We start from the raw sequence: 26840 nt of genomic DNA on the forward strand, positions 1-26840 counted from the left end.
GCCCGGTCGCGGCGCAGCCTATATGGGTCGGATGTTGGACACGCCGCAAAACCGCCCCGCCCTGCCGCCCGAGATCGCGCGCCGTCGCACCTTTGCGATCATCAGCCACCCTGACGCGGGCAAGACCACGCTGACTGAAAAGTTCCTGCTCTTCGGCGGGGCGATTCAAATGGCCGGTCAGGTGCGCGCCAAGGGCGAAGCCCGGCGCACCCGCTCGGACTTCATGGCGATGGAAAAGGACCGGGGTATCTCGGTCTCGGCCTCGGCCATGTCCTTTGACTTTCATAGCGGTGACACCAACTACCGGTTCAACCTCGTTGACACGCCCGGCCACTCGGACTTTTCCGAAGACACCTACCGCACCCTGACGGCGGTGGACGCCGCCGTGATGGTGATCGACGGCGCGAAAGGCGTGGAAAGCCAGACGCAAAAGCTCTTCGAGGTCTGCCGGATGCGCGACCTGCCGATCCTCACCTTCTGTAACAAGATGGACCGGGAAAGCCGCGATACCTTTGAAATCATTGACGAGATTCAAGAGAACCTCGCCATCGACGTGACGCCCGCAAGCTGGCCCATCGGCGTGGGCCGCGATTTCGTGGGCTGCTATGACATGCTGCGCGACCGGCTGGAACTGATGGACCGTGCCGACCGGAACCGCGTCGCCGACAGCATCAAGATCGAAGGGCTGGACGACCCAAAGCTGGCCGAACACGTCCCCGCCGCGCTGCTGGAGAAACTGCGCGAAGACCTTGAAATGGCGCGCGAATTTCTGCCACCGCTGGACCTCAAGGCGATGCACGAAGGCACGCTGACCCCGATCTGGTTCGGCTCGGCCATCAACTCCTTCGGGGTGCGTGAATTGATGGAAGGCATCGCCAAATACGGGCCAGAGCCGCAAATCCAAGCCGCCACCCCACGCCAGATCCTGCCCGAAGAGAAAAAAGTCGCGGGCTTTGTCTTCAAGGTGCAGGCCAATATGGACCCCAAGCACCGCGACCGCGTGGCCTTTGTCCGCCTCGCCTCCGGGCATTTCGAGCGTGGCATGAAAATGACCCATGTGCGCACGAAAAAGCCGATGACGGTGTCCAACCCGGTGATGTTCCTCGCCTCCGACCGCGAGTTGGCCGAGGAAGCTTGGGCCGGTGACATCATCGGCATCCCCAACCACGGGCAGCTGCGTATCGGCGACACGCTGACCCAGGGCGAAGCGCTCCGCGTGAGCGGCATCCCCTCCTTCGCGCCCGAATTGCTGCAATCGGTCCGCGCGGGCGATCCGCTGAAGGCGAAACACCTCGAAAAAGCGCTGATGCAATTCGCCGAAGAAGGTGCTGCAAAAGTGTTCAAACCTTCGATCGGTTCGGGGTTTGTCGTGGGCGTTGTCGGCCAGTTGCAATTCGAAGTGCTCGCCAGCCGGATCGAGTTGGAATACGGCCTGCCGGTTCGGTTTGAGCCGTCTCAGTTCACCTCGGCCCGTTGGGTGAACGGCACGAAGCAAGCCGTTGATAAGTTTATCGATAGTAACAAACAGCACATCGCGCATGACCATGATGGCGACATCGTTTACCTGACCCGCCTGCAATGGGACATCGACCGGGTCGAGCGCGATTACCCGGATGTGAAGCTGACCGCGACCAAGGAAATGATGGTGTAAAATGGCCCGCCCCCGGGGGGCAGAAAACCTTGATTTCGGGGCCGATCATGGCATTCTAACCCCAACTGGGGAGACGTGATGACGACGACGACGAAATGGGGGCTGGTGGCCACGATCCTGGCCCCCGCAGAGGAGATACGACGCTTTGCCGCCTACCATTTGGAGGCGGGCGCGCACCGCCTCTACCTATACCTCGATGCCGAGAACCCAGAGGCTTTCGAAAGCCTGAAGGCCCATCCGAAAATCCGTGTCACCACCTGCGACGAGGCCTATTGGCAGAGGCTCTGCGGCAAACGTCCGCAGAAGCATCAAGTCCGTCAAAGCCAGAACGCGACCCGCGCCTATAACCGGGCGGATGATGTGGATTGGCTGATCCATATGGATGTGGACGAGTTCCTCGTCTCTGACCGCCCGGTGGATGAGGTGCTTGCCACCCTGCCCCCGGCACAAAAAATCACCCGCATCCGCCCGATGGAGGCTTTGGCCGGGGATGGGACGGCTTTCAAAGCCTTCATTCCCAACGGCCCCGAGCGCGCCCAGATCGTCTCGGCGCTTTACCCGACCTATGGTGATTACGTCAAAGGTGGCTTTCTGAGCCATCTGGCCGGGAAAGTTTTCGTTCGCACCGGGATGGCGGAGGTGCGGCTCCAGATCCACAACGCTTTTCAGCACGATACGATGATCGACGGGCCAGAGCAGCAGCCCGGCATTGATCTTGCGCATCTTCACGCGAAAAGCTGGCCAGAGTGGCTCGCCGCCTATCGCTACCGGCTGGAAAAAGGCTCCTACCGCGCCGATCTGGCCCCGAACCGCCCCCGCGATCGCGGCGGATTGTCGATGCATGAACTCTTTTCCATGATCGAATCCGAAGGGGGTGAGCCGGGATTGCGCGCGTTCTTCGACGAGGTCTGCGCCGACACGCCCGCGCTGCGCGAGGCACTGGCAGCACACGGGCTGCTGCGCGAGGTCGATCTGGAGCTTGAGGCGAAACTGCCGCGCCAGTTTCCCAAGGTCTCCGACTGAGCCCCAAGTGTTTGACGACACGGCCCCAACTTGCTATGCGCATCGGGAACATGCCGCGGCAGAAGCCGCCCCAAGGGCCATTCGGGCCGGCTTGTATTGCTGCCGCGGGCCAAGTCAGTGTCCGCTCAACCCGGACGCACATGACAAAATTTACCGATCTCAACCTGAATCCCAAGGTTCTTAAAGCCGTTGTAGAAGCGGGCTACGAATCGCCTACACCTATTCAGGCGGGCGCCATCCCCCCCGCTCTTGAAGGTCGTGACGTTTTGGGTATCGCCCAGACCGGCACCGGCAAGACAGCCAGCTTCACGCTGCCAATGCTGTCGCTTCTCGCCCGTGGCCGGGCGCGCGCGCGGATGCCGCGGAGCCTCGTGCTCTGCCCCACGCGGGAACTGGCCGCACAGGTTGCCGAGAACTTCGACACCTATTCCAAGCATCTGAAACTGACCAAGGCGCTGCTCATCGGCGGAGTCTCGTTCAAGGAGCAGGACAAGCTGATCGACAAGGGCGTCGACGTGCTGATCGCCACACCGGGCCGCTTGCTTGATCATTTCGAGCGTGGCAAGCTGATCCTGTCGGACGTCAAGGTCATGGTCGTGGACGAAGCTGACCGGATGCTCGACATGGGCTTTATCCCTGACATTGAGCGGATCTTCGGCCTCACGCCCTTCACCCGGCAAACGCTGTTCTTCTCAGCCACCATGGCGCCTGAGATCGAGCGGATCACCAACACCTTCCTTAGCAACCCTGAGCGGATCGAAGTGGCGCGTCAGGCGACCACGAGCGAGAATATCGAACAGGGCGTCGTGATGTTCAAAGGCTCGCGCAAGGACCGCGAGGCGAGCGAGAAGCGCAAGCTGCTGCGCCTGCTGATCGACGCCGAAGGTGAGAAATGCACCAATGCGATCATCTTCTGCAACCGCAAGATGGACGTGGATATCGTCGCGAAATCGCTGAAGAAATACGGCTATGACGCGGCCCCGATCCACGGCGATCTGGACCAGAGCCAGCGGACCCGCACGCTCGAAGGGTTCCGGGGTGGCGAGTTGCGCTTCCTCGTGGCTTCTGACGTCGCCGCGCGTGGCCTTGATGTGCCAAGCGTAAGCCATGTCTTCAACTTCGACGTGCCGAGCCATGCCGAAGACTACGTTCACCGCATTGGCCGCACCGGCCGCGCGGGTCGCGATGGCAAGGCGATCATGATCTGCCAGCCGCGCGACGAAAAGAACTTCGAGGATGTCGAGCGTCTGGTGCAAAAGGAAATCCCGCGCATCGAAAACCCGCTCGGCAAAGCCAAACCCGCCGAGGAGACCTCCGACGCACCGGCCAAGTCCGATGACAAGCCCAAGCGGACCCGCTCTCGCAGCCGCAAGGCCGACAAACCTGTCGAGGCGCCTGTCGAGGACAAGCAACCGCAGGCCGAGAAGGCTGAGGCCAAGGTCGACACCAAAACCGACGACAAAGCGCTGCCCGAAAAGACAGAAGCCACGCAGGACGAGCGCAAGTCGGGCCGCGGCAACAAGGACGAGAAGAAGTCCCGCGGCGGACGTGGCCGGGGCGACAAACGGGGCGGCAACGACAACCGTGTCGTCGGTCTGGGCGATCACACGCCAGACTTCATCGGTCTAAGCTTCCGCGAACGCATCTAAACCCCGGCACCGCGGGCATGAATTCGCCGCCGATCCCCGCCGGGATTGGCGGCTTTTTCGTCTGTGCTATGTGAGGGGAAACCACTCACATAGGACCATCATGCTGCGCCCCGCCCCCTTCGCCCTTGCCTTTACCCTGACCGCCCTTACCGCCGTCCCCGCCAGCGCCGAACGCTGCCGGGCCGAAGTCAATGGCGCCGAAGTTGTGGTGGAAGCCGAGAATTTCGCCAATTTCGCCGAAGAGGTCGGCACCCGCGAGCGTCTGATGAATTGGCCCGCGCGGAAGTGGAGCAGGCTTTGGGGCACGCCGCCCGCCTGCGACAGCGGGGTGCTGTTCGACTACCTCGCCACCACCGTGCCGCTGGATCAGATCGACGGCTATTGCCTGACCGCCACGCCCGAAGACGGGCATTTCCTGATCCCCGGCGCGCGGAACTATCGGGGCTATTGCAAGAAGACCTTCTGCGAGCGGGTGAACACCACCAAGGAAGAGACTGTCGAGATCAGCAAGAACATCGCGCGCTCCGCCGTGGACAGGCTCAGCCAGCCGGAGAACCTCCGCGCCGTGGCCCATAAATCGGGGGCGTTTATTCTAACGGGCGGTGCCTCTGCCCTCAGCGCCAATTTGGCGACGACAGGCAGCACGCTGGCCACCGCACTCTCGACCCCCGCCGCCCTTGCGGCCACGGGGGTAAGCGTGGTCGCGGTGGGCGGCGCGGTCTATATGTGCAGCGGTGACGCGGAGGTCAGCTCAGACGGCTGACCACCACGGTGACTTCCGGCTTCTTGCCGATTTCGTCATAGGACGACTGCCGCGCGACCTTTTTCAAACCGTCATTCAGTTTGTCGTCATCCCGCAGGGTGGCGGCTTTCTGACGGTTCAGCCATTGGCTGAGGTCTTGTTCCAGCACATCGACGAGCGGCGCGTTGGAGCGGCCCGTTCCCGGCAGGCCCATCAGATCGACCCAAGGCTCACCCAAAGGCTCGTCATCTGTATCGAGGATCAGCGTCACCGTGGCATGGCCGTTCAGCGCCATGCGGATACGGTCGCGGATCACACCATCCAGCGCGCCGACTTGAACCGAACCGTCCAGATACATGCGGCCCGTGTCGACATGTTCGACCACTTTGGGCTTGTTGCCCGACAGGTCCACCATCATGCCGTTCACCGCCAGAACGCCGGTGATGCCCTTGGCATCGGCGATCTTGACGTGTTCGCGCAGGTGGCGATGCTCCCCATGCATGGGGATCAGAACCTGAGGTTTCACGATGGCATGTAGCGTTTCCAGATCGGGGCGGTTGGCATGGCCCGAAACGTGGTAGAGGCCTGAGGAGTCATCCACCACATCGACGCCCTTTTCCGAGAACTGGTTGATGATGCCGATCACGCCACGCTCATTGCCCGGAATGGTTTTCGACGAAAAGAGGAAGAGATCGCCCTCTTTCAACTCGATCCCCTGATACTTGCCCCGGGCCAGTTGCGCCGAAGCCGCGCGGCGCTCCCCTTGGCTGCCGGTGACCAGCAACATCAGGTTCTCGCGCGGGATCGCGCGGGCGTTCTCGGGCGAGATGACGGGCGGGAAGTCTGTCATCACACCGGTTTGGATCGAGGCTTCGACCATGCGGTTCATCGCACGGCCCAAGAGCACGATGGACCGCCCTGCCCGCGCACCGGCTTCGGCCAGCGTTTTGACCCGCGCCACGTTGGACGCGAAGGTGGTGGCGACGACCATGCCCTCGGCGCTGCTCACCAGCTTTTCGATCTCCGGGCCCACGGTGGCTTCGGAGCGACCGGGATGGGCGGAGAAAACATTCGTGCTGTCGCAGATCAGCGCCTTCACGCCATCCTTGCAAACCTCGGTCCAAAGCGCGTCGTCAAAGGCTTCGCCGACGCCCGGCGTGCGGTCGATCTTGAAATCGCCCGAATGGATCGTGCGCCCCTCGGGCGTGTCGATCACCATGGCCGAGGATTCGGGGATCGAATGCGAGATCGGCAGGAAGCCCACTTTGAACGGGCCTGCGGTGATCTGCTCGGGCCATGCGCTGACGGTGGTGACCGCATCCTCGGGGTGGCCGTGTTCGGACATCTTCCGCCGTGCGATATTGGCGGTAAAGGCGCGCGCATAGATCGGCGCCTTCAGCACCTCATAGGAATGCGCAATGGCACCGATGTGGTCTTCGTGAGCATGGGTGATAAAGATCGCCTCGATCTGGTCGCGGCGTTCCTTCAGCCAAGTGATGTCGGGCAGGATCAGGTCCACGCCCGGCGTGCTGTCCATATCCGGGAAGGCGACACCGATGTCGACGACGATCAGCCGCTCTTTCCCGGGCTTGCCGTAGCCATAGACATAGGCGTTCATGCCAATTTCACCCGCCCCACCGAGGGGCAGATAGATAAATCGTTCGCTGCTCATATTATTCAGCTTTGTCCTTATTGTAATCGTGGATCACGGTCAGCCCGTGCATCGTGAGTTCATCTTGATAATCATCGAACAGGTCGACTGCCTGCTGAAACAGCGGTGCCAGACCCCCCGTGGCGATAACGCGCATGGGTCTTGCACGTTCCGCCCTTATCCGCTCACATATCTCACGAACCAGCCCGACATAACCCCAAAAGACACCGGACTGCATGCAGGCCACCGTATTGGTGCCAATGACGGAGGGCGGTTTCGAGATATCGACATGCGGCAGGGCAGCGGCGGCGTTGTGCAGCGCCTCTAGGCTGAGGTTCACCCCAGGCGCGATCACCCCCCCGATATAGGCCCCATCATCGGCCACCACGTCAAAGGTCGTGGCCGTGCCGAAATCCACCACAATCAGGTCGCCGCCATAGAGGTCATAGCCCGCCACGGTGTTCACCAACCGGTCCGGGCCGACCTGCGTGCCCTCGTCCACACGCACGTCGATGGGCAGTGCGCAGCCCGGTTTCCCGACAACGAAGGGCCGCGTGTTAAAGTAGCGATCCGCCAGAACGCGCAGGTTGAACACCACCCGCGGCACCGTCGAGCTGATGATCATATCAGTGATGTCGGCGTCGATATTTTGGAGCCGCATCAGAGTGTTGAGCCAAACGTAATATTGGTCCGCGGTGCGTTTCCATTCGGTCGACGTGCGCCATGTGGCGATAAACGCATCCCCGTCCCAGATAGAGAACACGGTGTTGGTATTGCCGCAGTCGATTGCCAGAAGCATGGTGCCTCCCCTCCCCCCGATTTTAGAAAAACACGTCCGCCGCGGTGATGGGCACCGCGCCGTCGCGGGTGCGCAGGATCAGATTGCCTGCGCTGTCTACATCTTCGAAAACGCCGGTCATCTCGTCGCGCATGGTGCGCGCGGTGATGACCTCTCCGAGCCGCGCGGCATGGGCCAGCCATGCGCTGCGGATCGTGCTGAACCCATAGGTCGTGAACTGCTCTTCCAGACCGGCGTATTCCCGCGCAAGCACGTCAAGGAACTCTTCCGCGCTCACGTTCGCCCCCGCTTCGCGCAGGGTCACCGCAGGTAAGGCGCGCGCCTCAAGGCTGCCCGCCGCCGGTCCATGGGCAAGGTTCACGCCGACGCCAATGGCCAAATGCTCGCCCACGCTCTCCAGCAGGATGCCAGCGACCTTGCCCCCGCGCAGCAGAACGTCATTCGGCCACTTGAGTGCAAAAGCGTCCTCCCGCCCCGTCACAGCCACGAATGCACGGTAAAGCGCGAGCGACGCCACGAAAGAGCGTAGCGCGGCGACTCCCGGCGGCTCTTTGCGCGGCATCATCAGGGTGGCTGCGAAATTGCCGCGGGGGGTGGCCCAGCTCCGGCCCCGACGCCCGCGCGCAGCCGTCTGCTCCAGCGCCAAGATCCAAGTCGGCGCGGTCAGCTCTTGCTGTAACCGCGCCGCCTCTGAGAGGGTGGAATCGAGCGTGTCATAGACGCGCCGGCCATAGCCTTCCGGCCAAGGGGTCATGCGCGGGTCTGGCCGATCTCGTGCCGCACCGCTCAGTTCACCAGCGATGCCGCTGCCGATGCGGCCAAGCCTTCGACGCCGAACATATTGGCAATACCGACGATCATGATGACGGCAGAGGCCATCAACACCACGGTCAGCACGCCGCCGTTCTGGTGGTCGAGCGTGTCCGAACGCTCTTCGCCGAAGTACATGTAAAAGACGATGCGCAGGTAGTAATAGGCACCGATCACACTGGCGATCACGCCCGCGATGGCCAGCCATGTCATATTGGCGTCATAGGCCGCGCGCAGCACATAGAACTTGCCGAAGAAACCCAGCATCGGCGGCACGCCCGCAAGGCTGAACAGCAGCACCAGCATCGCCAGCGCCCGGCCCGGGTTGGTTTTGGCATACATGTTGAGCAGGGTGATATCGGTCACCGGCGCGCCGTCTTTCTGCATCAACAGAATAAAGGCGAAGGTGCCGAGGTTCATGGTTACATAGATCGCCATATAGACCAGCATCGCCTGCACGCCAAAGGCGGTGCCCGCGGCCAGACCCATCAGCGCATAGCCAATATGCGCGATGGAGGAAAAGGCCATCAGACGTTTGATATTGGTCTGACCGATCGCGGCGACCGAGCCAAAGAACATCGACAGGACCGACAGCAGCGCGACGATCTGGGTCCAGTCGCTGACGATCTGACCAAAGGCGTCATGCATCACCCGCGCGAAGAGCCCCATCGCCGCGACCTTGGGCGCCGTGGCAAAGAAGGCCGCGATCGGCGTGGGCGCACCTTCGTAAACGTCCGGTGTCCACATGTGGAAGGGCACGGCGGAGACTTTAAAGGCAAGGCCGGAGATCAGGAAGACCAGACCAAAGAGCAAGCCAAGCGATGTGCCGCCCGTCTGCGCCGTGGTGATGATGCCCGCGAACAGCGTGGTCCCGGCGTAGCCATAGACCAGCGATGCACCATAGAGCAGCAAGCCCGAGCTGAGCGCGCCGAGCACGAAATACTTTAAGCCTGCTTCCGTGGACTTAACCGAGTCGCGGCGCAGGGAGGCCACGACGTAAAGCGCCAGCGATTGCAGCTCGAGGCCCATGTAGAGTGCCATCAGGTCGCCGGCGGAGACCATCATCATCATCCCGACGACAGCCAAGGCCACAAGCATCGGATACTCGAACCGCAGCAAGCCGCGCAGTTTCATATAGTTTTCCGACATGACCAAGACGGCAGCGGCCGAAAGCAGGATCGTCACCTTGGCGAAACGCGCGAAAGTGTCGTCGATGAACATGCCGTGGAAGGCGATATTGGTGGTGCCGTCGCCAGACATGGCCACCCAACCGGCCAGCAGCACCATCACCACCGCGGTCACCCAGACGAGCACCCCGGCGGCCTTGTCTTTCGACGTATAGACCGCGCCGAGAAGGCCAAGCAGGGCAAACCCCGCAAGGACGATCTCAGGCAGAATGATGTTCAGATCAGCGGATATCATGCGCCAAGTCCTTCTTAATGCGAGGCATCGGCGGTCTGCACGGCGGTGTCAGCCGCCTCCAGCGCCATGTCGTAATTTTCAATCAGGGCAGCCACGGAGGGCCCGATCATGTCCAGCACCAGCGCCGGGTAGACGCCCAGGATCAGGGTCATCGCCACCAGAGGGGCAATGATCCATTTCTCACGCGCAGTCATATCGGTGATCGCCTTGAGGCTTTCCTTGATCAGGTCACCCATCACCACGCGGCGATAGAGCCACAGCGCATAGGCCGCCGAGAAGATCACGCCCGTCGTGGCCACGGCCGCCACCCAAGTGTTCACTTGGAAGGTCGCCATCAGCGTCAGGAATTCACCCACGAAGCCCGATGTCCCCGGCAGGCCCACATTGGCCATGGTGAAGAACATGAAGACCAGCGCATAGGCGGGCATCCGGTTCACCAGACCGCCATAGGCGTCGATCTCACGGGTGTGCATCCGGTCATAGATCACGCCCACGCTGAGGAAGAGCGCGCCGGAGATGAAGCCGTGGCTGATCATCTGCAAGATCGCCCCATCGACACCCTGCTGATTGGCCGCAAAGATGCCCATGGTCACAAAACCCATATGCGCGACCGAGGAATAGGCGATCAGCTTTTTCATGTCCTGCTGCACCAACGCCACCAGCGAGGTGTAGACGATGGCGATGGCCGACATCCACAGGATCAGCGGCGTCATCACCTCGGCCCCCACTGGGAACATCGGCAAGGAGAAGCGCAGAAAGCCGTAGCCGCCCATCTTGAGCAGGATTGCCGCCAGCACCACGGAGCCTGCCGTCGGCGCCTGAACGTGGGCATCGGGCAGCCAAGTGTGCACTGGCCACATCGGCATCTTGACCGCGAAGCTGGCGAAGAAGGCGAGGAACATCAGCGTCTGCATGCCGCCGACGATCTGGATGCCCAGAACCTCAAAGCTTTCGGAGCCGAAGTTATGCGTGAGCAGGCTGATTTCGCAGCCACCGATGCAGGTTGTGCCCGCTTCGGTGAACATCGCCACCATGGCCACCAGCATCAGCACCGAGCCGAGGAAGGTGTAGAGGAAGAACTTGAAGCTCGCGTAGATCCGCTCTTTCCCGCCCCAGATGCCGATGATCAGGAACATCGGGATCAGGCCCGCTTCGAAGAAGAGGTAGAAGAGCACCAGATCCAGGGCCATGAAGACGCCCAGCATCAGGGTCTCCAACAGCAGGAAGGCGATCATGTATTCCTTGACGCGATGCTCGACGTTCCAGCTTGCCGCGATGACGAGCGGCATCATGAAGGTTGTGAGCATTACAAAAAGGATCGAGATGCCGTCGACGCCGAGGCGGTATTTCAGGCCCAAGAGCCAATCAGCCTCATCCACGAATTGGAAATCGGTGTTCGACGGGTCGAACTCGAACAGCACAAAAAGCGAGATCAGGAAGGTGACCGTCGTGGTGATGAAGGCCAACCATTTCGCATTGCGCCCGGCGGCGGCATCGTCGCCCCGCAGGAAGACCGCAAGGATCAACGCTGCGAATGCCGGAATGAATGTGATGATTGAAAGCAGATGCGTATCCATCAGTTCGCTCCTCCGCTCATCGTCATCCATGTCACCAGAACGGCGATGCCGATCACCATGGCGAAGGCATAGGTGAAGATATAGCCCGTCTGTGCCTTACCTGCGAGGCGGGTGAAGAAGGGGATGATCCCCATGGCGATGCCATTAAGCGTGCCGTCGATCACAGTGCCATCGCCGCGTTTCCACAGGAACCGGCCGATCGTTTTGGCAGGACGCACGAAAATCACGTCGTAAACCTCATCAAAGTACCATTTGTTTTTCAGGAACAGGTAAAGCGGGCGTTGGTTTGCCGCCAGCCGTCCCGGGACGGTCGGGCTCCAGATATAGAACCACAGCGCCATGACCAGACCGGCCAGCATCGCGATGAAGGGCGAGACCTTGACCCATTTCGGCGCGGCATGGGCATCTTCCAGCACATGGTTGTCAGGTGCGAAGTAAAGCGCCCCCTCGCCCGGCGCACCGCCGAAGGCTTCGTGATGGGTGCCTGCGTCTTGGTGGCCTTCAACCAGCGCATCCGCGCCATGGTCGCCATCGACCGGACCAGTTGCGCCGTGGTCATCCTCGGCCCCTTCGACATGATCGTCGCCGTGGCCTGCCATCTCGGCCATCGGGATGCCGTAGAACTTGCCGACTTGATCCGCGTGACCAAAGAAGCTGCCGTACCAGATCATCCCGGCAAAGACCGAGCCGAGCGCCAGAACGCCAAGCGGGATCAGCATGACCATCGGGCTTTCATGCGCATGCTCATGCGTGTGCTTGTTGCCGCGCGGCTTGCCAAAGAAGGTCAGGAAAATCAGGCGCCAGCTGTAGAAGCTCGTCATCGCCGCGGCGATTACAAGAAGCCAGAAGCCATACATCGACCCACCGCCCCAAGCGCTCTCGATAATCGCGTCCTTCGACAGGAAGCCCGCGAAACCAATATGCGTGAGCGGAATGCCGACGCCGGTGATGGCCAGCGTGCCGATCATCATCGCCCAGAAGGTATAGGGGATCTTTTTGCGCAAACCGCCGTAGTTGGTCATGTCCTGCTCATGATGCATCGCATGGATGACCGAGCCCGCGCCCAAGAAGAGCATCGCCTTGAAGAAGGCGTGCGTGAAAAGGTGGAACATCGCCGCCGAATACATGCCCACGCCCGCGGCCACGAACATATAGCCAAGCTGCGACATGGTCGAATAAGCGATGACGCGTTTGATGTCGGTCTGCACAAGGCCGATGGTCGCGGCAACAAAGGCAGTGGTGGCGCCGATCACGGTGACGAAACCCATCGCCTCGGGCGCGAATTCCATCACCGGCGACATGCGGCAGACAAGGAAAACACCCGCGGTCACCATGGTCGCGGCGTGGATCAGCGCCGACACAGGCGTCGGGCCCTCCATCGCGTCAGGCAGCCATGTGTGCAGGAAAAGCTGAGCCGATTTACCCATCGCGCCGAGGAACAGCAGGAAGGCGATCAGGTTCGCCGCGTTCCAGTCGTTCCACAGGAAGGTAACGGACTGTTCGGCCAGATCGGGTGCGGCGGCAAAGATATCGTCAAAGCGGATCGAGTCCGTCAGCATGTAAAGGCCAAAGATGCCGAGCAGGAAGGCAAAGTCCCCCACCCGGTTGACCACAAAGGCTTTCATCGCCGCGGCATTGGCCGACGGCTTGCGGAAGTAGAAACCGATCAGCAGGTAGGAGGCCACGCCCACGCCTTCCCAGCCAAAGAACATCTGCACGAGGTTGTCGGCGGTCACCAGCATCAACATCGCGAAGGTGAAGAAAGACAGATAGGCGAAGAACCGAGGGCGATAGCTTTCGTTATCGCGGAAGTTCTCGTCATGGGCCATGTAGCCGAAGGAATAGAGATGTACGAGGCTCGACACCGTGGTGATGACGATCAACATGATCGCGGTCAAACGGTCGAGCCGGATCGCCCAATCTGTGCTCAGCGTGCCGCTTTCGATAAAGCGCAGGATCTGAATTTGCTCAGCGGGACCATCAAGCGTCAGGAAGACCACCCAAGACAGGAAGGCGGCAAGGAACAGCAACCCGGTGGCGACCCACTGGGCGGCCTTCTCACCGATGATCTTCCAGCCGAAACCGCAGAGGATGGCGCCCACCAGCGGGGCGAATAGGATCGTGGTTTCCATTGCCTCAGCCCTTCATCACGTTGACATCTTCCACCGCGATCGAGCCACGGTTGCGGAAGAAACAGACCAAAATGGCGAGGCCGATGGCAGCCTCGGCCGCGGCGACGGTAAGCACGAAAAGCGTGAAGACCTGCCCCGTCAGATCACCAAGGAAGCTCGAAAAGGCGACGAGGTTGATGTTCACCGCGAGCAGCATCAATTCGATGCTCATCAGCAGAATGATCACGTTCTTGCGGTTCAGGAATAGCCCGAAGATGCCGATGACAAACAGCGTCGCCGCCACTGTCAGGTAATGCTCAAGTCCGATCATGTCGTCCCTTACGTTCCCGCCCCTTGATGGGCTTTGGTCGCGCCCCATCTGAGGGGGCTTTTAGTATCACTTTGCCCCGGCTGCCACCGGGATTGCCGATGCTTTAGCCGATAAAGCTGTAGCCGCCGAAAAACACGACGATCAACACCACGACCAGTACCACGATTGTTGTTCTCGACATTTCGACGTCCCTTCTCTCTCTTGGTTCAGCCGTTCTCTTTCAAAGAGAACGGCCCCGGAATTTTCAAAAAATTCCGTCTATTACAGGCCCTGCCCTGACTTCACGTCGCGCAGCTCCATCGCCTTGGCCGGGTCGCGCATCATCTGGGCCACCACGTCTTGGCGCTTCACGTCCTTGCGGTGACGCAATGTCAGCACGATCGCCCCGATCATCGCCACCAGCAGGATCAGCCCCGCCAGTTGGAACAGCAGGAAGTAACGATCATACAGCAGCAGGCCGAGAGCTTCGGTGTTGAACCGCGCGGGATCAATCGCATTGGCCCGCAGGCTCTCTGCCGCCGCACTCTGTTCCCATGCGCCGAAGGCCATGACGAATTGCATCAAAATCACCAGCCCGATCAGCAAGGCCAAAGGCATGTAGCGCGCCATCTCGGCCTTGAGTTCGGCGAAGTCCACGTCGAGCATCATGACAACGAAGAGGAAGAGCACCGCCACCGCGCCCACATAGACGATGACCAGCAGCATCGCCACGAACTCCGCGCCGAGCAGAACAAAGAGCCCCGCCGCCGAAAGGAAGGACAGGATCAGCCAGAGCACCGAATGCACCGGGTTGCGGCTGATCACCGTGAACAGCCCGCCGGTGATGACGCTGATCGCGAAGAGGTAAAATGAAAAGACCGTCATGCGCCGTCTTCCTTCTTGGTATCTTTGTCTTCGTCGAGAACCGATTGCGCCAGCTCCAAGGCCCGGGTCATGGCGGGAAGCCCGGCAAAGACCGACATCTGGCTGATCGTCTCGACGATATGTTGTTTCGTGGCCCCCGCCTCGCGCGCGTGACGCACGGTTTGGCGAAGGGCCATGTCATTCTGCGCGCCCTGCATGGTCAACCCGGCAAGGGTCAGAAGCAGCCGCGTCCGCGCGTCCAGCCCGCCCTTGTTGACCGTGTCGCCGAACCAGAAATCCATCATTTCCTTCGGCATGGTGCCCATCATCGCCTCGAACCCTTTAGGCGAAAAAGCATCCATCGCTGGAAAGGCTTTCGCCATTTCCTGCGCTTGCTTCATCATCGCATCAAAAGGGTTCTTGGGGTCGCTCATCTGTAGGGCGCGTCCATTTCGAGGTTGCGGGCAATCTCGGCTTCCCAGCGTTCGCCGTTGTCCAAAAGCTTGGCCTTGTCGTAGTAAAGCTCTTCGCGGGTCTCGGTCGAGAATTCGAAGTTCGGGCCTTCGACAATGGCATCCACCGGGCAGGCTTCCTGGCAGAAACCGCAGTAGATGCATTTGGTCATATCGATGTCATAGCGCGTGGTGCGGCGGCTGCCGTCTTCGCGCGCTTCGGCGTCGATGGTGATCGCCTGCGCGGGGCAGATCGCTTCGCAAAGCTTACAGGCAATGCAGCGTTCCTCCCCATTGGGATAACGGCGCAGCGCATGCTCCCCACGGAAGCGGGGCGACAGCGGCCCCTTTTCATGCGGGTAGTTCAGCGTGGTTTTTGGCGCAAAGAAATAGCGCATCCCCAGCATGAACGCCTTGGCGTAATCCGCCAGCAGGAAATATTTCGCGGCGCGGGTGTAATCAGTCGCAGCCATATCAGCCCCCTACGGTCCAGCGGGCGTAGATGCCCCAGAACCAATCGAATTTTGCAGCGAATGCCACGAAGACCACCCAGAAGAGCGAGAAGGGAAGGAATACTTTCCACCCCAGCCGCATCAGCTGGTCATAGCGGTAGCGCGGCGTGATTGCCTTCACCATGGCGAACATGAAGAAGACCATCAGCATCTTGATGAACATCCAGAAGAAGCCATCGGGCAGGAACGGCACCGGCGACAGCCAGCCACCGAAGAACATCAGCGACACCAGCGCGCACATCAGCACCACCGCCACCAGCTCGCCAATCATGAAGAGCAGGAAGGGCGTCGAGGAATATTCCACCTGATAGCCCGCGACGAGTTCCGATTCCGCTTCCGGCAGGTCGAAGGGCGGGCGGTTGGTTTCCGCCAGCGCCGAGATGAAGAACAGGATCAGCATCGGGAAATGCGGCAGGAAGTACCAGTTCAGCAGACCCCAGTCGCCATCCTGCGCCGCCACGATGGACGAGAAGTTCATCGACCCGGTCGAGAGGATCACGCCGATGATGATCAGACCAATCGACACTTCATAAGAGATCATCTGCGCGGCGGAGCGCAGAGAGCCCAAGAAGGGATATTTCGAGTTCGACGCCCAACCGCCCATGATCACGCCGTAAACCTCGAGCGAGGAGACGGCAAAGACATAGAGGATCGCCACGTTGATGTCCGACAGGATCCAACCGTCGTTAAACGGGATCACCGCCCAGGCGATCATCGCCATGACAAAGGAAATCATCGGCGCAAGGAAGAAGACCCCCTTGTCTGCGCCCGCCGGAACCACCACTTCCTTAACGATATATTTGAGGAAGTCGGCAAAACTCTGTAGCAGGCCGAAGACGCCCACAACGTTGGGGCCGCGGCGCATCATCACGGCGGCCCAGATCTTGCGGTCGGCATACATGAGGAAGGCCAGCGCCAGCAGCAACGGCACCACCAGCAGCAACACCTGCCCAACCGTCAGCAGGGCAATGCCAAGCCCGGTCGTGTAAAAGAAATCAGCCATAAGTCCTCACACCGTCGGAATGCCGCGTTCCGCGCATTGAAACGCGGTCACTTCGGCATCAATTGTCTTCAAGCCTTTGGGCAGGCTCGGCGAGATTGTGTAAACAGCATCTGCCCGCCATATGCCACCCTCTTCGCTCACATTTGTCCGCACATGACGCGCAAAACCGTAGCCCCGGATCAGCGTGTATTGCGCGGCGGCGCATTCGGCGTAGTCCGACACGTCCTGCGCCGAAAGCGCCTTGGTCATCGCCACGTTGAATTGCACCAAATCACCGTCCAAAAGCTGGGTTTCGACCCCCTTGTAATCGGGGATAAAATCCTCGGCCACCGGCACCTGCGGTTCGCAGGCGGCCAGTAGCATCAAGGGGGCCAGCGCCATTGTTCTCACTCCGCCGCCATCGGCTCGGCCCGGCGCGCGGCGGCCAGCGCCGACAGTTCCGCCATCAACTGGCTGGCCCGCGCGATCGGGTTGGAGAGATAGAAGTCACGCACCGCAGGCGCGAAAGACGCATCGCCCAGCTTGCCCGCAGGCAGCGCATTCCATTCGTTTTCGGGCACCTCATCGACATTCGCCAGATGCGGCACGGCCTCGGTCAGTTTGCGGCGCAGCTCAGCGATGGAATCATAGCCCAGTTGCGCGCCCATCTCAGCCGAAAGCGCCCGGAGAATCGCCCAGTTCTCTTTCGCCTGCCCCGGTGCAAAGCCTGCGCGCAGCGCCAGTTGCGGACGGCCCTCGGTGTTGACGAAAAGCCCCGGCTCTTCGGTATAGGCAGCACCCGGCAGAATGATGTCGGCACGGTGCGCGCCGCGGTCGCCGTGGCTGCCTTGGTAGATCACGAAGGGGCCTTCGCCGATCTCGATCTCATCGGCGCCGAGGTTGTAGATCACCTCAGCCGCGTTCACGTCGTCCATGCCGTTCTCGGCCACGGCACCGATGTCCATCGCGCCGACGCGCGATGCGGCGGTGTGCAGAACCATCAGCTTGCTCTTGGTCTTCTCGGCCAGCTCCATCGCTTTCGCCAGAACCGCCGAACCATCGGCTTCGCGCAGCGCGCCTTGGCCGACGACGATCACCGAAGGCTGCTCCAGCACTTCGTCGAAGTCGCTGCCCATCAGCTTGTCGAGCGTGGCGCGGTCGTTGCCAAGATGGTGATGCGGATAGGTCAGGTCAGCCGCTTCGCCGATCAGGCCGATCTCGGCGCCATTGCTCCATGCCTTGCGGATACGCGCGTTCAGCACCGGCGCCTCGACGGCGGGGTTCGTGCCAATGAGCTGGATCATCTTGGCGTTGTCCAGATCCTCGATCCGGGCGTTGCCGACATAGCCAAAGCGGTTGCCCGCGGGCAATTTCGCGCCATCGGTGCGGCATTCGACAACACCGCCCTGCCCCTCGATCAGCTGCTTCAGGGCAAAGGCCGCCTCCACCGGGGCCAGATCGCCAATGAGACCGGCAAGCTTCTTGCCCTTCATCGCGACGGCGGCGGCATTCAGCGCCTCGGGCCAGCTGGCTTTGCGCAGCTTGCCGTTCTCGCGGATGTAAGGTGTGTCGAGACGCTGACGGCGCAGACCGTCCCAGACAAAACGGGTCTTGTCGGAAATCCACTCCTCGTTCACGCCGTCATGGTTGCGCGGCAGGAAGCGCATGACTTCGCGGCCCTTGGTGTCGACGCGGATGTTGGAGCCGAGGGCATCCATCACGTCGATGCTCTCGGTCTTGCTGAGTTCCCACGGACGCGCGGTGAAAGCGTAAGGCTTGGAGACCAGCGCACCCACCGGGCAGAGGTCGATGATATTGCCCGACAGGTTGCTGTCGATCAGCGCGCCGAGATAGGTCGTGATCTCGGCATCTTCGCCACGGCCGGTCTGGCCCATGACGTGCTGGCCCGCGACCTCGGTCGTGAAGCGCACGCAGCGGGTGCAGGAGATGCAGCGGGTCATGTGGGTTTCGACCAGCGGGCCGAGATCGAGATCCTCGGTCGCGCGCTTGGGTTCGCGGTAGCGCGAGAAGTCCACGCCGTAGGCCATCGCTTGATCCTGCAGGTCACACTCACCGCCTTGGTCACAAATCGGGCAATCGAGCGGGTGGTTGATGAGCAGGAATTCCATCACGCCCTCGCGGGCCTTCTTGACCATGGGCGAGTTGGTTTTCACGACCGGCGGCTGGCCCTCGGGACCGGGGCGCAGGTCGCGCACCTGCATGGCGCAGGAGGCGGCGGGCTTGGGCGGCCCGCCGACGACTTCCACAAGACACATGCGGCAGTTGCCAGCGATCGACAGACGCTCGTGGTAACAGAAGCGCGGCACTTCGATGCCGACCTGCTCGCAGGCCTGAATGAGCGTCATCGCCCCTTCGACTTCGACTTCCTTACCGTCGATGATGATCTTGCGGATATCGCTCATAAGCTCACTTTGCCTTCAGTAACGAACCGATCCGGCTCGATTTTTGAATCTCTTCGCGTCCGAGCGCACAATAGCTTTGCGGGTCCGAAGTATCGACCCCCTTCGCCTTGAAAAACGCGGCGCCCCGCGCTCTCATGCGCGCTTTTTCAGCGTCACTATCAATATAGGCGTCGATCTCGGCGTCGGAGTAGCCCAGATCGGTTGCTTTGCCTTTCAAGTCCCAAGCCATCTTGACCGCGCGCAGCATCCGCGCGCTGATGTCGGGGCAGTTTTTGCGGATGATGTCGGCGACGCCCATGTCCAAGAGCGCATCGTCGATGGCGGCCACCTCGCGCAATGGCGGTTTGGCGGCGACCGGTGTCACGGTGGCGGCGGTCAGGCTTAGGCCCATCACGGCGATCATCAGGGTGCGCATATCAATTCTCCTTCATGCAGCGGGCCGGAACGGCCCGTCTGACAGATGGAGATCGCAGGCCGTGATATTCAATATCACCGCCCCCGAGACCCGCAGGCCTGCGATATGTCGCCGATGCGATCACTGGGGGCAGCGCCCCCGAAAGGTCAGCGCCCCGCCATCGAACCGCAGCGCGCTTGCCGGGGCATCGGGGCCAAAGGTCCAGTCGATTTTCGAGTTGCCGTAGTTGCCGACACAGTATTTCACCGCCTCATAGCGCGCCGCCGCACGGGCGCCGTCGATGGATTTGCCGGCGTCCTTGACCGTCACCTGAAAGACATCCCGCTGGCCGTCAACCTTGCGCAGTTTGGTGTTGAAATACTGCCCGTCAAAGGCAATCCGCTCGCCATCATTGGCGCAGCCCGCCAGCAGGGCGCTGAGCGTCAGAACCGTCAAAGCATATTTCATAGACCTACTCCGCTGCGCCATGGCCCGGCCTTGCCGATCGCCCCGCGCCTGTTGTGGACGGACGCGCCTGACGCGCGCCCGCTATCGCCGCTCCTGCGCCAAGCGTCAAGCCGGTGAGGCCCGCCGCCGCGCAGGGTTTCACTCCGCCGCGACCGCGCTGACGCGGCCCGTGCGCTTGTGTTTGATCCGATCTTCGATCTCATCACGGAAGTGGCGGATCAGACCTTGGATCGGCCAAGCCGCCGCATCGCCAAGCGCGCAGATCGTGTGGCCCTCGACCTGTTTGGTCACGTCGAGCAGCATGTCGATCTCTTCCGGCTCGGCATCGCCCGAGACCAGACGGTCCATCACGCGCATCATCCAACCGGTGCCTTCGCGGCAGGGCGTGCACTGGCCGCAGCTTTCGTGTTTGTAGAACTTCGACAGCCGCCAGATCGCTTTGATCACGTCCGTCGAGTTGTCCATCACGATCACCGCCGCGGTGCCGAGGCCCGAACGCTGCTCACGCAGGTAGTCGAAATCCATAATCGCGTCGCGCATATCCTTGCCGGGGATCAGCGGCACCGACGACCCGCCGGGGATCACCGCCTTGAGGTTGTCCCAGCCGCCGCGGATGCCGCCGCAATGGGTCTCGATCAGCTCTTCAAAGGAGATCGACATCGCCTCTTCAACGACACAGGGGTTGTTGACGTGACCCGAGATCGCAAAGAGCTTGGTGCCCGCGTTATTGGCGCGGCCAAAGCCCGCGAACCACTCAGGGCCACGGCGCAGAATGGTCGGCACCACGGCGATGGATTCGACGTTGTTCACCGTGGTCGGGCAACCGTAGAGGCCCGCGCCCGCCGGGAACGGCGGTTTCATCCGGGGCATGCCTTTCTTGCCTTCGAGGCTTTCCAGCAGCGCGGTTTCTTCGCCACAGATATAGGCCCCTGCCCCGTGGTGCAAGTAAATGTCGAAATCCCAGCCCGATTTGCTGGCGTTCTTGCCCACCAGACCGGCCTCATAGGCTTCATCAATCGCGGCCTGCAGGGCTTCGCGCTCACGGATGTATTCGCCGCGGAGGTAGATATAGCAGGTATGCGCGTTCATCGCGAAAGAGGCGATCAGGCAGCCTTCGATCAGCGTATGCGGATCATGGCGCATGATCTCGCGGTCCTTGCAGGTGCCCGGCTCGGATTCGTCGGCGTTGACCACAAGATAGGCCGGGCGGCCATCGCTTTCCTTCGGCATGAAGGACCACTTGAGACCCGTGGGGAAGCCCGCCCCGCCCCGGCCCCGCAGGCCAGAGGCTTTCATCTGGTCGACGATCCAATCGCGGCCCTTTTGAATGATCCCGGCGGTGCCATCCCAATGGCCGCGCGCCTGCGCGCCTTTCAGGGTGCGGTCATGCATGCCGTAGATGTTGGTAAAAATGCGGTCTTTGTCCTGAAGCATGATGCCTACCTTTGGTTCTCACGGCTGGCCCGGCGGGCCTGCCACATTTGATATATCACGACCATCGCCCAGAAAAGCGCGGCCAGTGCAGCAAAGTCGAAGAGCAGCGCATAACGCCCCGGCAGGCCAAGCGCCGGGCCGGCCCATTGCATGGCCAGCCACAAGCACATGGTCACGGCAATGACCAGCCCTGCGGTGCGGCCCTTGCGGGCAAGCGCTCTGTCTTCGGCTTCGCTCATGTCTCTCTCTTACCCCGATCAGCCCTCGGCTTTGCCGTCACTGGCAAGCGCCTTGGCCTGACCGATCCAATCGTCGCGCCGAATACGGCCCTTGAAACGCAGGCGGGAATCGACCCAATCGATCTCCTCACCCTGAAGCGCCGCGATCTGGTCGAAATGGAAGATGCCCAGTTCATTCAGCGTCTGTTCCAACTTCGGCCCGATGCCACCAATGCGCTTAAGGTCATCTGCCCCACCTGTGCGCGGTGCGTCGAGCAGTGCGGGTTTGCCGTCCGTCGATCCGCCACTTGTCGGACCCTCGGGCGCGGTTTCGACGGTCTTTTCAGGGGTGGTCACCACCGCAGGCGCTTCTTCGGCTTCGACAACCTGTTCCGGGGCGGCTTCGACGGCGGCTGTATCGGCCACGGGCGCGGTCGGCACTGCTTCCTCGGAGGTTCCGGCTGGTTCTTCCTCGCTCACCTCTGCCTCGGCAACCTGCTCCGGGGCGGCTTCAACAGCGGCTGTATCGGCCACGGGCGCCGGTGTTTCTTTCACAGGCTCAACCGGCGCACTGGCTTTTCGCGCGGCGCCGATGCCGGCGTCGCCCGCAGGGACGGTGCCCACCGCTGGCGAGACGCTGTCCGATGCTATCGGCGCCGCCGCAACCGATGCTGCCGCCGCGCTGCGCGTGCTGTCTTGCGGTGCGGCGGCTGGCACGTCTTTGCACAGCAGGGTCATCGCCAGATAGCCCACGATCACCGCCACCAGCACACCGGCCAAAATAGACATCAACAGACCCCAAATGCCGAAAGCCAGCAACAGGAATGCCACGAGCAAACCGACACCGGCACCCAGCCACCAGCAGCGCTTGGTGCAGGCTTCTCGTTCCGAAATATCCGTCATGACTGTCCTTCTCTCCCTTGATGCGGGCGATGCGGCTTATGGCTCTGCGGGGTGGTGTGGGTGCCGTCCTTGGCCCGTTGTTAATCTCCGTCTTATTCTTCTGCGAGGCGCGCGGCCTGCTCTACCCAATTGTCGCGGCTGACGCGGCCTTTGAACCCTTCGAGGTTCTGGTCGACCCAAGCCACCTCCTCAGGGCCCCATTGGGCGATCTGATCAAAGTGGTAGAAACCCATGCCGTTGAGCATCTGCTCCAGCTTCGGACCGACGCCTTTGATCTTTTTCAGATCATCCGCCTCGCCCTCACGCGGGCCTTCCAACTGTGCGGGCTTTTGGCCGGGCGTCGCGGGGGTGTCGGTCTCGGCCTCGGCGGCATCGACGGTTTCACCCGCGGGGTCGCGCTTGGAACGCGGCTTGCTTTTCGAGGCGGCCTCGGCCTCCTGCTCGGTGATACCGGTCTTGTCGGCGCTTTCGCCCTCGGCGGGACGCGGCTCTTCGGCTTCGACCTCTTCCACCGTTTCAGGCTGCGGCGCATCGGGCTTGCGCTGCCAAGGTGTCAGCAGCGGCACCTCGGTGCCGTCGATGCGCTTAACGGTATCGCCGATATCGACCGCGGCCTGAGCGCTGGCGTTATACTGCGTGCGCCCGCTTTCGTGATCCGTGAGGCTCGTCAACCCGCCCAGAGGCTCGGAGGCATAGCGCCCGTTCTGAGGCCCGGGCACGGGCACACGCCCCTCGCTCAACTCATCAAGGATTTCGTTCAGCCGCGCGGTGGTCAGGTCTTCGTAATAGTCCTTGCCGATCTGCGCCATGGGGGCGTTGGAACAGGCACCGAGGCATTCGACCTCTTCCCAAGAAAAACGCCCATCCGCCGACAACTCATGCGGCTTGGCGGCGATACGCTCTTTGCAGACGGCGACCAGATCCTCGGCCCCGCAAATCATGCAGGAGGTGGTGCCGCAAACTTGGATATGTGCCACGGAACCAACGGGTTGCAGTTGGAACATGAAGTAGAAGGTCGCCACTTCGAGGCCCCGGATATAGGCCATGCCCAGCATCTCCGAGACATGTTCGATCGCGGGGCGGGTCAACCAGCCCTCTTGCTCCTGCGCGCGCCACAAAAGCGGGATGATCGCGCTGGCCTGACGGCCTTCGGGGTATTTGGTGATCTGCGCTTCGGCCCATTCTTGGTTGGCGGGCGTGAAGGCAAAACTGTCGGGCTGGTCAGGGTGTAGACGGCGGAGCATTAGTTCGAACCTATGGTCAGGCGGAGGCCAATGATGCCCCCGGCGTAAATTTCTTCAAAACGGGGTGACGCCAGCGGCATCACCGGTCAATCTCTCCAAAGACGACGTCCATGGTGCCGATGATCGCAGCGACATCGGCAAGCTGGTGACCGCTGGCCACATGGTCCATCGCCTGCAAGTGCAAGAAGCCCGGCGCGCGGATTTTGGAGCGATAGGGTTTGTTGGAGCCATCGGCCACGAGGTAGACGCCAAACTCGCCCTTGGGCGCTTCGACGGCGCAGTAAACCTCGCCTTTGGGAACGTGGAACCCTTCGGTGTAAAGCTTGAAGTGGTGGATCAGGCTTTCCATGTCGGTTTTCATCGCGGTGCGCGATGGCGGGGTGATCTTGCCCCGGGCCAGCACATCGCCCTGCCCTTCGGGGGCGCGCAGCTTCTCGATCGCCTGCTGGATGATGTAGGTCGACTGGCGCATCTCTTCCATCCGGCAGAGGTAGCGGTCAAAGCAGTCGCCGTTCTTGCCCACGGGGATCTGGAAGTCGAATTCGTCGTAGCATTCATAGGGCTGCGCGCGGCGCAGGTCCCAAGCAAAGCCCGACCCGCGCACCATCACACCGCTGAAGCCGTAGTTGAGGATGTCCTCCTCGGTCACGATGCCGATGTCGACGTTGCGCTGTTTGAAGATGCGGTTCTCGGTCAGCAGCTCATCGATGTCGACCATGAACTTTTTGAGGAACTGTTCGCACCAAGCTTCGATATCGTCCAGCAGCGCGGGCGGCAGGTCTTGGTGAACGCCGCCGGGGCGGAAGTACGCCGCGTGCAGACGCGCGCCGCAGGCGCGTTCGTAAAAGATCATCAGGCTCTCACGCTCTTCAAAGCCCCAGAGCGGCGGCGTCAGCGCGCCCACGTCCAGCGCCTGCGTGGTGATGTTGAGAAGGTGGTTCAGAATGCGCCCGATTTCCGAGAACAGCACCCGGATCAGCGAGGCACGGCGCGGCACCACCGTGTCGGTCAGCTTTTCGATGGCCAGACACCAAGCGTGTTCTTGGTTCATCGGGGCCACGTAATCCAGCCGGTCGAAATACGGCAGGTTTTGCAGGTAGGTGCGGCTTTCCATCAGCTTTTCGGTGCCACGGTGCAGCAGGCCGATATGGGGGTCGCAACGCTCTACCACCTCACCATCAAGCTCAAGCACCAGACGCAAAACCCCGTGTGCGGCAGGGTGTTGCGGGCCGAAGTTGATGTTGAAGTTGCGAATCTTCTGCTCGCCGGACTCAAAGTCGGTCGACCCGTCGTCAAAGGCTTTTGTGCGAATGTCGCCGTCCATTACCGTTTCTCCAGTTCTTGCAGCTTCATGCCCATCCACCACAGCAGGGCAATCGTGCCCAGCGGGATCAGACAGGCCACCGCCCAGTATTTGTTGATGCCGAAGAACGGCAGCAGTTTGACCATCGGAATGGCGGTCAGCGCCGAGAGGATCAGCCACCAAAGCCCGCCCATTACTTCGCGTCCTTGCTCACATGACCGTCGGGTGCCGACTTGTCGTCGCCGGGCAGGATGTAATCAGCCCCTTCCCAAGGCGACATGAAGTCGAACTGGCGGTATTCCTGAACGAGGCTCACAGGCTCATAGACCACGCGTTTGGCGCCTTCGTCATAGCGCACCTCGGTATAGCCCGTGGTCGGAAAATCCTTGCGCAGCGGGTGCCCGCGGAAACCATAGTCCGTGAGGATGCGGCGCAGATCCGGGTGACCGGAAAAGAGGATGCCGAACATGTCAAAGACTTCACGCTCGAACCAATCGGCACTGGGATGCACGCCGGTGATCGAGGGCACCATGTCCTTCTCCCGCGCGGCGGCGCGCAGGCGGATGCGCTGGTTCTGGTACATCGACAGAAAGTGGTAAACCACGTCGAACCGCTTGGCCCGGCCCGGATAATCCACCGCCGTAATGTCCACCAAAGTCGAGAAGCGGCAGGTCGGGTCACCTTTGAGGAACTCGACAAGCCCGGCGACATTGGCCAGCGCCACATCCATGTTCAACTCACCCTTGGTGACATCCCAGCCGAGCACGCAATCGGGGCGTTTGGCTTCGATATAGGCCCCAAGTTCCTGCAGTTGTTCGCTCATCGCAAATCTTCCTTCCACGCGCCGATCAACGCCATCTCACTGTCCCGCGCCTTTGGCGCTTTGTCCTTCTGCCTGCCCCGCTTGCGGCGCAGGCGGTTGCCTTAGCGCACGATCGTCCCGGTGCGGCGAATTTTGCGCTGCAGCTGGAGGATACCATAAAGCAGTGCTTCCGCCGTCGGCGGGCAGCCGGGCACATAGACATCGACCGGCACGATGCGGTCACAGCCGCGCACGACCGAATAGCTGTAGTGATAGTAACCGCCGCCATTGGCGCAGGACCCCATCGAGATCACATAGCGCGGCTCTGGCATCTGGTCGTAAACCTTGCGCAGCGCCGGGGCCATCTTGTTGGTCAGCGTGCCCGCGACGATCATCAGGTCCGACTGGCGCGGAGAGGCGCGTGGTGCTGTGCCGAAACGCTCAAGGTCATAGCGCGGCATGGAGCTGTGCATCATCTCAACCGCGCAGCAGGCCAAACCGAAGGTCATCCAGTGCAAGCTGCCCGTGCGCGCCCAGTTGATAATGTCTTCGGTAGAAGTCAGCAGGAAGCCCTTGTCCTGCAACTCGGCATTCAGGCTTTGTGTGGCGAACTCAGGGTCCGGCCCCGCGCCATATTGGCCGTAGGCCGCAGGGGCGGAGGCACCGGATTTCACCCGTGGGCTTTGGTGGCCATCGCCCATCACCGGGGTGACGAGTGCGTCATCTTTTACTGCCATTCCAGCGCTCCCTTCTTCCATTCATAGGCGAAGCCCGCCGTCAGCACGCCCAAGAACACCATCATCGACCAGAAGCCCACCATGCTCACCTCTTTAAAGGCCACGGCCCATGGAAAGAGGAAGGCGATTTCGAGGTCGAAGATGATGAAGAGGATCGAGACTAGATAGAAACGCACGTCAAACTTCATCCGCGCATCGTCGAATGCGTTGAACCCGCATTCATAGGCCGAGACCTTCTCCGGGTCAGGATTGCGCACGGCCACGACCACAGCGGCGAGGATCAGCACAAGGCCAAGGCCAATCGCCACGGCCAGAAAAACGAGGATGGGCAGGTATTCCCGCAGCATGTCGTCCAAGGG

General features: G+C 61.5%; 28 protein-coding genes. 4 read left to right on the top strand and 24 right to left on the bottom strand.

Annotation, left to right across the window (positions count from 1 at the left end; translation table 11 throughout):
- Positions 1–31: 31 nt before the first annotated feature.
- The 4 genes from ACGYKA_RS00205 to ACGYKA_RS00220 all read left to right on the top strand — a co-directional run bounded on the left by ACGYKA_RS00205 (position 32) and on the right by ACGYKA_RS00220 (position 5086).
- Positions 32–1651: a peptide chain release factor 3 gene (locus ACGYKA_RS00205; RefSeq protein ID WP_394410459.1), complete on the top strand. Its 1620-nt coding sequence runs from the start codon at positions 32–34 to the stop codon at positions 1649–1651.
- A 78-nt stretch (positions 1652–1729) separates the two neighbouring features.
- Positions 1730–2674 (top strand): glycosyltransferase family 2 protein, encoded by a 945-nt coding sequence (locus ACGYKA_RS00210; RefSeq protein WP_394410353.1) that lies wholly within the window; start codon positions 1730–1732, stop codon positions 2672–2674.
- Between the two features lie 140 nt (positions 2675–2814).
- The gene (locus ACGYKA_RS00215; protein WP_394417297.1) at positions 2815–4323 is read left to right on the top strand and encodes a DEAD/DEAH box helicase; all 1509 of its coding nucleotides are present in this window, start codon (positions 2815–2817) and stop codon (positions 4321–4323) included.
- A 100-nt stretch (positions 4324–4423) separates the two neighbouring features.
- Positions 4424–5086, top strand: coding sequence for a hypothetical protein (locus ACGYKA_RS00220; RefSeq protein ID WP_394410347.1), 663 nt, complete (start codon positions 4424–4426; stop codon positions 5084–5086).
- On the opposite strand, the gene ACGYKA_RS00225 is transcribed toward ACGYKA_RS00220, so the two are convergent.
- The 24 genes from ACGYKA_RS00225 to ACGYKA_RS00340 all read right to left on the bottom strand — a co-directional run bounded on the left by ACGYKA_RS00225 (position 5070) and on the right by ACGYKA_RS00340 (position 26837).
- Positions 5070–6737: a ribonuclease J gene (locus ACGYKA_RS00225; RefSeq protein WP_394410344.1), complete on the bottom strand. Its 1668-nt coding sequence runs from the start codon at positions 6735–6737 to the stop codon at positions 5070–5072. The two genes, ACGYKA_RS00220 and ACGYKA_RS00225, sit on opposite strands and share 17 nt — an antisense overlap.
- A gap of 1 nt (position 6738) precedes the next feature.
- On the bottom strand, positions 6739–7515 hold the full coding sequence (locus tag ACGYKA_RS00230; protein ID WP_209218020.1) for a type III pantothenate kinase: 777 nt from the start codon (positions 7513–7515) through the stop codon (positions 6739–6741).
- 22 nt (positions 7516–7537) lie between these two features.
- Entirely contained in the window at positions 7538–8269 is a 732-nt protein-coding gene (locus ACGYKA_RS00235; protein ID WP_271687633.1) for a biotin--[acetyl-CoA-carboxylase] ligase, read from the bottom strand.
- 32 nt (positions 8270–8301) lie between these two features.
- Entirely contained in the window at positions 8302–9747 is a 1446-nt protein-coding gene (nuoN, locus tag ACGYKA_RS00240) for an NADH-quinone oxidoreductase subunit NuoN (RefSeq protein WP_067268151.1), read from the bottom strand.
- 14 nt (positions 9748–9761) lie between these two features.
- The gene (locus tag ACGYKA_RS00245) at positions 9762–11324 is read right to left on the bottom strand and encodes an NADH-quinone oxidoreductase subunit M (protein WP_394410341.1); all 1563 of its coding nucleotides are present in this window, start codon (positions 11322–11324) and stop codon (positions 9762–9764) included.
- Complete coding sequence (nuoL, locus tag ACGYKA_RS00250) at positions 11324–13456, bottom strand: NADH-quinone oxidoreductase subunit L (RefSeq protein WP_394410338.1); 2133 nt, start codon at positions 13454–13456, stop codon at positions 11324–11326. Before nuoL ends, ACGYKA_RS00245 begins: the two co-directional genes overlap by 1 nt.
- 4 nt (positions 13457–13460) lie before the next feature.
- On the bottom strand, positions 13461–13766 hold the full coding sequence (nuoK, locus tag ACGYKA_RS00255) for an NADH-quinone oxidoreductase subunit NuoK (protein WP_007119508.1): 306 nt from the start codon (positions 13764–13766) through the stop codon (positions 13461–13463).
- 261 nt (positions 13767–14027) lie between these two features.
- Positions 14028–14630 (bottom strand): NADH-quinone oxidoreductase subunit J, encoded by a 603-nt coding sequence (locus ACGYKA_RS00260; protein ID WP_067268146.1) that lies wholly within the window; start codon positions 14628–14630, stop codon positions 14028–14030.
- On the bottom strand, positions 14627–15043 hold the full coding sequence (locus ACGYKA_RS00265) for a carboxymuconolactone decarboxylase family protein (RefSeq protein ID WP_394422992.1): 417 nt from the start codon (positions 15041–15043) through the stop codon (positions 14627–14629). Before ACGYKA_RS00265 ends, ACGYKA_RS00260 begins: the two co-directional genes overlap by 4 nt.
- Entirely contained in the window at positions 15040–15534 is a 495-nt protein-coding gene (nuoI, locus tag ACGYKA_RS00270) for an NADH-quinone oxidoreductase subunit NuoI (RefSeq protein ID WP_067263454.1), read from the bottom strand. Before nuoI ends, ACGYKA_RS00265 begins: the two co-directional genes overlap by 4 nt.
- Before the next feature lies 1 nt (position 15535).
- Positions 15536–16576, bottom strand: coding sequence for an NADH-quinone oxidoreductase subunit NuoH (gene nuoH / locus ACGYKA_RS00275; RefSeq protein ID WP_067263452.1), 1041 nt, complete (start codon positions 16574–16576; stop codon positions 15536–15538).
- A 6-nt stretch (positions 16577–16582) separates the two neighbouring features.
- A complete protein-coding gene (locus tag ACGYKA_RS00280) occupies positions 16583–16957 on the bottom strand; it encodes a hypothetical protein (protein ID WP_067263450.1) in 375 nt (124 codons plus the stop codon).
- Positions 16958–16962: 5 nt separating this feature from the next.
- Positions 16963–18978, bottom strand: coding sequence for an NADH-quinone oxidoreductase subunit NuoG (gene nuoG / locus ACGYKA_RS00285; protein WP_394410332.1), 2016 nt, complete (start codon positions 18976–18978; stop codon positions 16963–16965).
- A 4-nt stretch (positions 18979–18982) separates the two neighbouring features.
- Positions 18983–19393: a DUF5333 domain-containing protein gene (locus ACGYKA_RS00290; RefSeq protein ID WP_067263433.1), complete on the bottom strand. Its 411-nt coding sequence runs from the start codon at positions 19391–19393 to the stop codon at positions 18983–18985.
- A 120-nt stretch (positions 19394–19513) separates the two neighbouring features.
- Positions 19514–19840 (bottom strand): hypothetical protein, encoded by a 327-nt coding sequence (locus tag ACGYKA_RS00295; protein ID WP_271687638.1) that lies wholly within the window; start codon positions 19838–19840, stop codon positions 19514–19516.
- Between the two features lie 138 nt (positions 19841–19978).
- Positions 19979–21274 carry an NADH-quinone oxidoreductase subunit NuoF gene (gene nuoF, locus ACGYKA_RS00300; RefSeq protein ID WP_209218008.1) on the bottom strand — a complete coding sequence of 432 codons (1296 nt, stop codon included), beginning with the start codon at positions 21272–21274 and terminating at the stop codon, positions 19979–19981.
- A gap of 5 nt (positions 21275–21279) precedes the next feature.
- A complete protein-coding gene (locus tag ACGYKA_RS00305) occupies positions 21280–21513 on the bottom strand; it encodes a DUF5337 domain-containing protein (protein ID WP_067263425.1) in 234 nt (77 codons plus the stop codon).
- 18 nt (positions 21514–21531) lie between these two features.
- On the bottom strand, positions 21532–22395 hold the full coding sequence (locus tag ACGYKA_RS00310; RefSeq protein WP_394410329.1) for a hypothetical protein: 864 nt from the start codon (positions 22393–22395) through the stop codon (positions 21532–21534).
- A 92-nt stretch (positions 22396–22487) separates the two neighbouring features.
- Positions 22488–23639 carry an NADH-quinone oxidoreductase subunit E gene (locus ACGYKA_RS00315; protein WP_394417288.1) on the bottom strand — a complete coding sequence of 384 codons (1152 nt, stop codon included), beginning with the start codon at positions 23637–23639 and terminating at the stop codon, positions 22488–22490.
- A gap of 79 nt (positions 23640–23718) precedes the next feature.
- Entirely contained in the window at positions 23719–24963 is a 1245-nt protein-coding gene (locus tag ACGYKA_RS00320) for an NADH-quinone oxidoreductase subunit D (RefSeq protein ID WP_067263416.1), read from the bottom strand.
- On the bottom strand, positions 24963–25136 hold the full coding sequence (locus tag ACGYKA_RS00325; RefSeq protein ID WP_169306047.1) for a hypothetical protein: 174 nt from the start codon (positions 25134–25136) through the stop codon (positions 24963–24965). Before ACGYKA_RS00325 ends, ACGYKA_RS00320 begins: the two co-directional genes overlap by 1 nt.
- Positions 25136–25765, bottom strand: coding sequence for an NADH-quinone oxidoreductase subunit C (locus ACGYKA_RS00330; RefSeq protein WP_136720172.1), 630 nt, complete (start codon positions 25763–25765; stop codon positions 25136–25138). The genes ACGYKA_RS00325 and ACGYKA_RS00330 overlap by 1 nt, the downstream gene beginning before the upstream one ends.
- A 101-nt stretch (positions 25766–25866) precedes the next feature.
- Complete coding sequence (locus ACGYKA_RS00335) at positions 25867–26481, bottom strand: NADH-quinone oxidoreductase subunit B family protein (protein ID WP_231886322.1); 615 nt, start codon at positions 26479–26481, stop codon at positions 25867–25869.
- The gene (locus tag ACGYKA_RS00340) at positions 26472–26837 is read right to left on the bottom strand and encodes an NADH-quinone oxidoreductase subunit A (RefSeq protein WP_067263411.1); all 366 of its coding nucleotides are present in this window, start codon (positions 26835–26837) and stop codon (positions 26472–26474) included. Before ACGYKA_RS00340 ends, ACGYKA_RS00335 begins: the two co-directional genes overlap by 10 nt.
- Positions 26838–26840: the final 3 nt, after the last annotated feature.

Origin of the sequence: Sulfitobacter sp. 1A15106, from assembly GCF_043556995.1 — a bacterium.
Lineage (GTDB): Bacteria > Pseudomonadota > Alphaproteobacteria > Rhodobacterales > Rhodobacteraceae > Sulfitobacter > Sulfitobacter faviae.

What these genes read in the sequence shown, in the direction of transcription:
- ACGYKA_RS00260 (WP_067268146.1), bottom strand. Translation starts at nt 14,630, where the DNA reads ATGACGGTCTTTTCATTTTACCTCTTCGCGATCAGCGTCATCACCGGC.
- ACGYKA_RS00265 (WP_394422992.1), bottom strand. Translation starts at nt 15,043, where the DNA reads ATGAGCGACCCCAAGAACCCTTTTGATGCGATGATGAAGCAAGCGCAG.
- ACGYKA_RS00330 (WP_136720172.1), bottom strand. Translation starts at nt 25,765, where the DNA reads ATGAGCGAACAACTGCAGGAACTTGGGGCCTATATCGAAGCCAAACGC.
- nuoG (WP_394410332.1), bottom strand. Translation starts at nt 18,978, where the DNA reads ATGAGCGATATCCGCAAGATCATCATCGACGGTAAGGAAGTCGAAGTC.
- ACGYKA_RS00310 (WP_394410329.1), bottom strand. Translation starts at nt 22,395, where the DNA reads ATGACGGATATTTCGGAACGAGAAGCCTGCACCAAGCGCTGCTGGTGG.
- ACGYKA_RS00220 (WP_394410347.1), top strand. Translation starts at nt 4,424, where the DNA reads ATGCTGCGCCCCGCCCCCTTCGCCCTTGCCTTTACCCTGACCGCCCTT.
- nuoL (WP_394410338.1), bottom strand. Translation starts at nt 13,456, where the DNA reads ATGGAAACCACGATCCTATTCGCCCCGCTGGTGGGCGCCATCCTCTGC.
- nuoN (WP_067268151.1), bottom strand. Translation starts at nt 9,747, where the DNA reads ATGATATCCGCTGATCTGAACATCATTCTGCCTGAGATCGTCCTTGCG.
- ACGYKA_RS00205 (WP_394410459.1), top strand. Translation starts at nt 32, where the DNA reads ATGTTGGACACGCCGCAAAACCGCCCCGCCCTGCCGCCCGAGATCGCG.
- ACGYKA_RS00315 (WP_394417288.1), bottom strand. Translation starts at nt 23,639, where the DNA reads ATGCTCCGCCGTCTACACCCTGACCAGCCCGACAGTTTTGCCTTCACG.
- nuoF (WP_209218008.1), bottom strand. Translation starts at nt 21,274, where the DNA reads ATGCTTCAGGACAAAGACCGCATTTTTACCAACATCTACGGCATGCAT.
- ACGYKA_RS00235 (WP_271687633.1), bottom strand. Translation starts at nt 8,269, where the DNA reads ATGACCCCTTGGCCGGAAGGCTATGGCCGGCGCGTCTATGACACGCTC.
- nuoK (WP_007119508.1), bottom strand. Translation starts at nt 13,766, where the DNA reads ATGATCGGACTTGAGCATTACCTGACAGTGGCGGCGACGCTGTTTGTC.
- ACGYKA_RS00320 (WP_067263416.1), bottom strand. Translation starts at nt 24,963, where the DNA reads ATGGACGGCGACATTCGCACAAAAGCCTTTGACGACGGGTCGACCGAC.
- nuoH (WP_067263452.1), bottom strand. Translation starts at nt 16,576, where the DNA reads ATGGCTGATTTCTTTTACACGACCGGGCTTGGCATTGCCCTGCTGACG.
- ACGYKA_RS00215 (WP_394417297.1), top strand. Translation starts at nt 2,815, where the DNA reads ATGACAAAATTTACCGATCTCAACCTGAATCCCAAGGTTCTTAAAGCC.
- ACGYKA_RS00230 (WP_209218020.1), bottom strand. Translation starts at nt 7,515, where the DNA reads ATGCTTCTGGCAATCGACTGCGGCAATACCAACACCGTGTTCTCTATC.
- ACGYKA_RS00245 (WP_394410341.1), bottom strand. Translation starts at nt 11,324, where the DNA reads ATGGATACGCATCTGCTTTCAATCATCACATTCATTCCGGCATTCGCA.
- ACGYKA_RS00280 (WP_067263450.1), bottom strand. Translation starts at nt 16,957, where the DNA reads ATGGCGCTGGCCCCCTTGATGCTACTGGCCGCCTGCGAACCGCAGGTG.
- ACGYKA_RS00210 (WP_394410353.1), top strand. Translation starts at nt 1,730, where the DNA reads ATGACGACGACGACGAAATGGGGGCTGGTGGCCACGATCCTGGCCCCC.
- ACGYKA_RS00335 (WP_231886322.1), bottom strand. Translation starts at nt 26,481, where the DNA reads ATGGCAGTAAAAGATGACGCACTCGTCACCCCGGTGATGGGCGATGGC.
- ACGYKA_RS00290 (WP_067263433.1), bottom strand. Translation starts at nt 19,393, where the DNA reads ATGCGCACCCTGATGATCGCCGTGATGGGCCTAAGCCTGACCGCCGCC.
- ACGYKA_RS00225 (WP_394410344.1), bottom strand. Translation starts at nt 6,737, where the DNA reads ATGAGCAGCGAACGATTTATCTATCTGCCCCTCGGTGGGGCGGGTGAA.
- ACGYKA_RS00295 (WP_271687638.1), bottom strand. Translation starts at nt 19,840, where the DNA reads ATGAAATATGCTTTGACGGTTCTGACGCTCAGCGCCCTGCTGGCGGGC.
- ACGYKA_RS00325 (WP_169306047.1), bottom strand. Translation starts at nt 25,136, where the DNA reads ATGGGCGGGCTTTGGTGGCTGATCCTCTCGGCGCTGACCGCCATTCCG.
- nuoI (WP_067263454.1), bottom strand. Translation starts at nt 15,534, where the DNA reads ATGGCTGCGACTGATTACACCCGCGCCGCGAAATATTTCCTGCTGGCG.
- ACGYKA_RS00305 (WP_067263425.1), bottom strand. Translation starts at nt 21,513, where the DNA reads ATGAGCGAAGCCGAAGACAGAGCGCTTGCCCGCAAGGGCCGCACCGCA.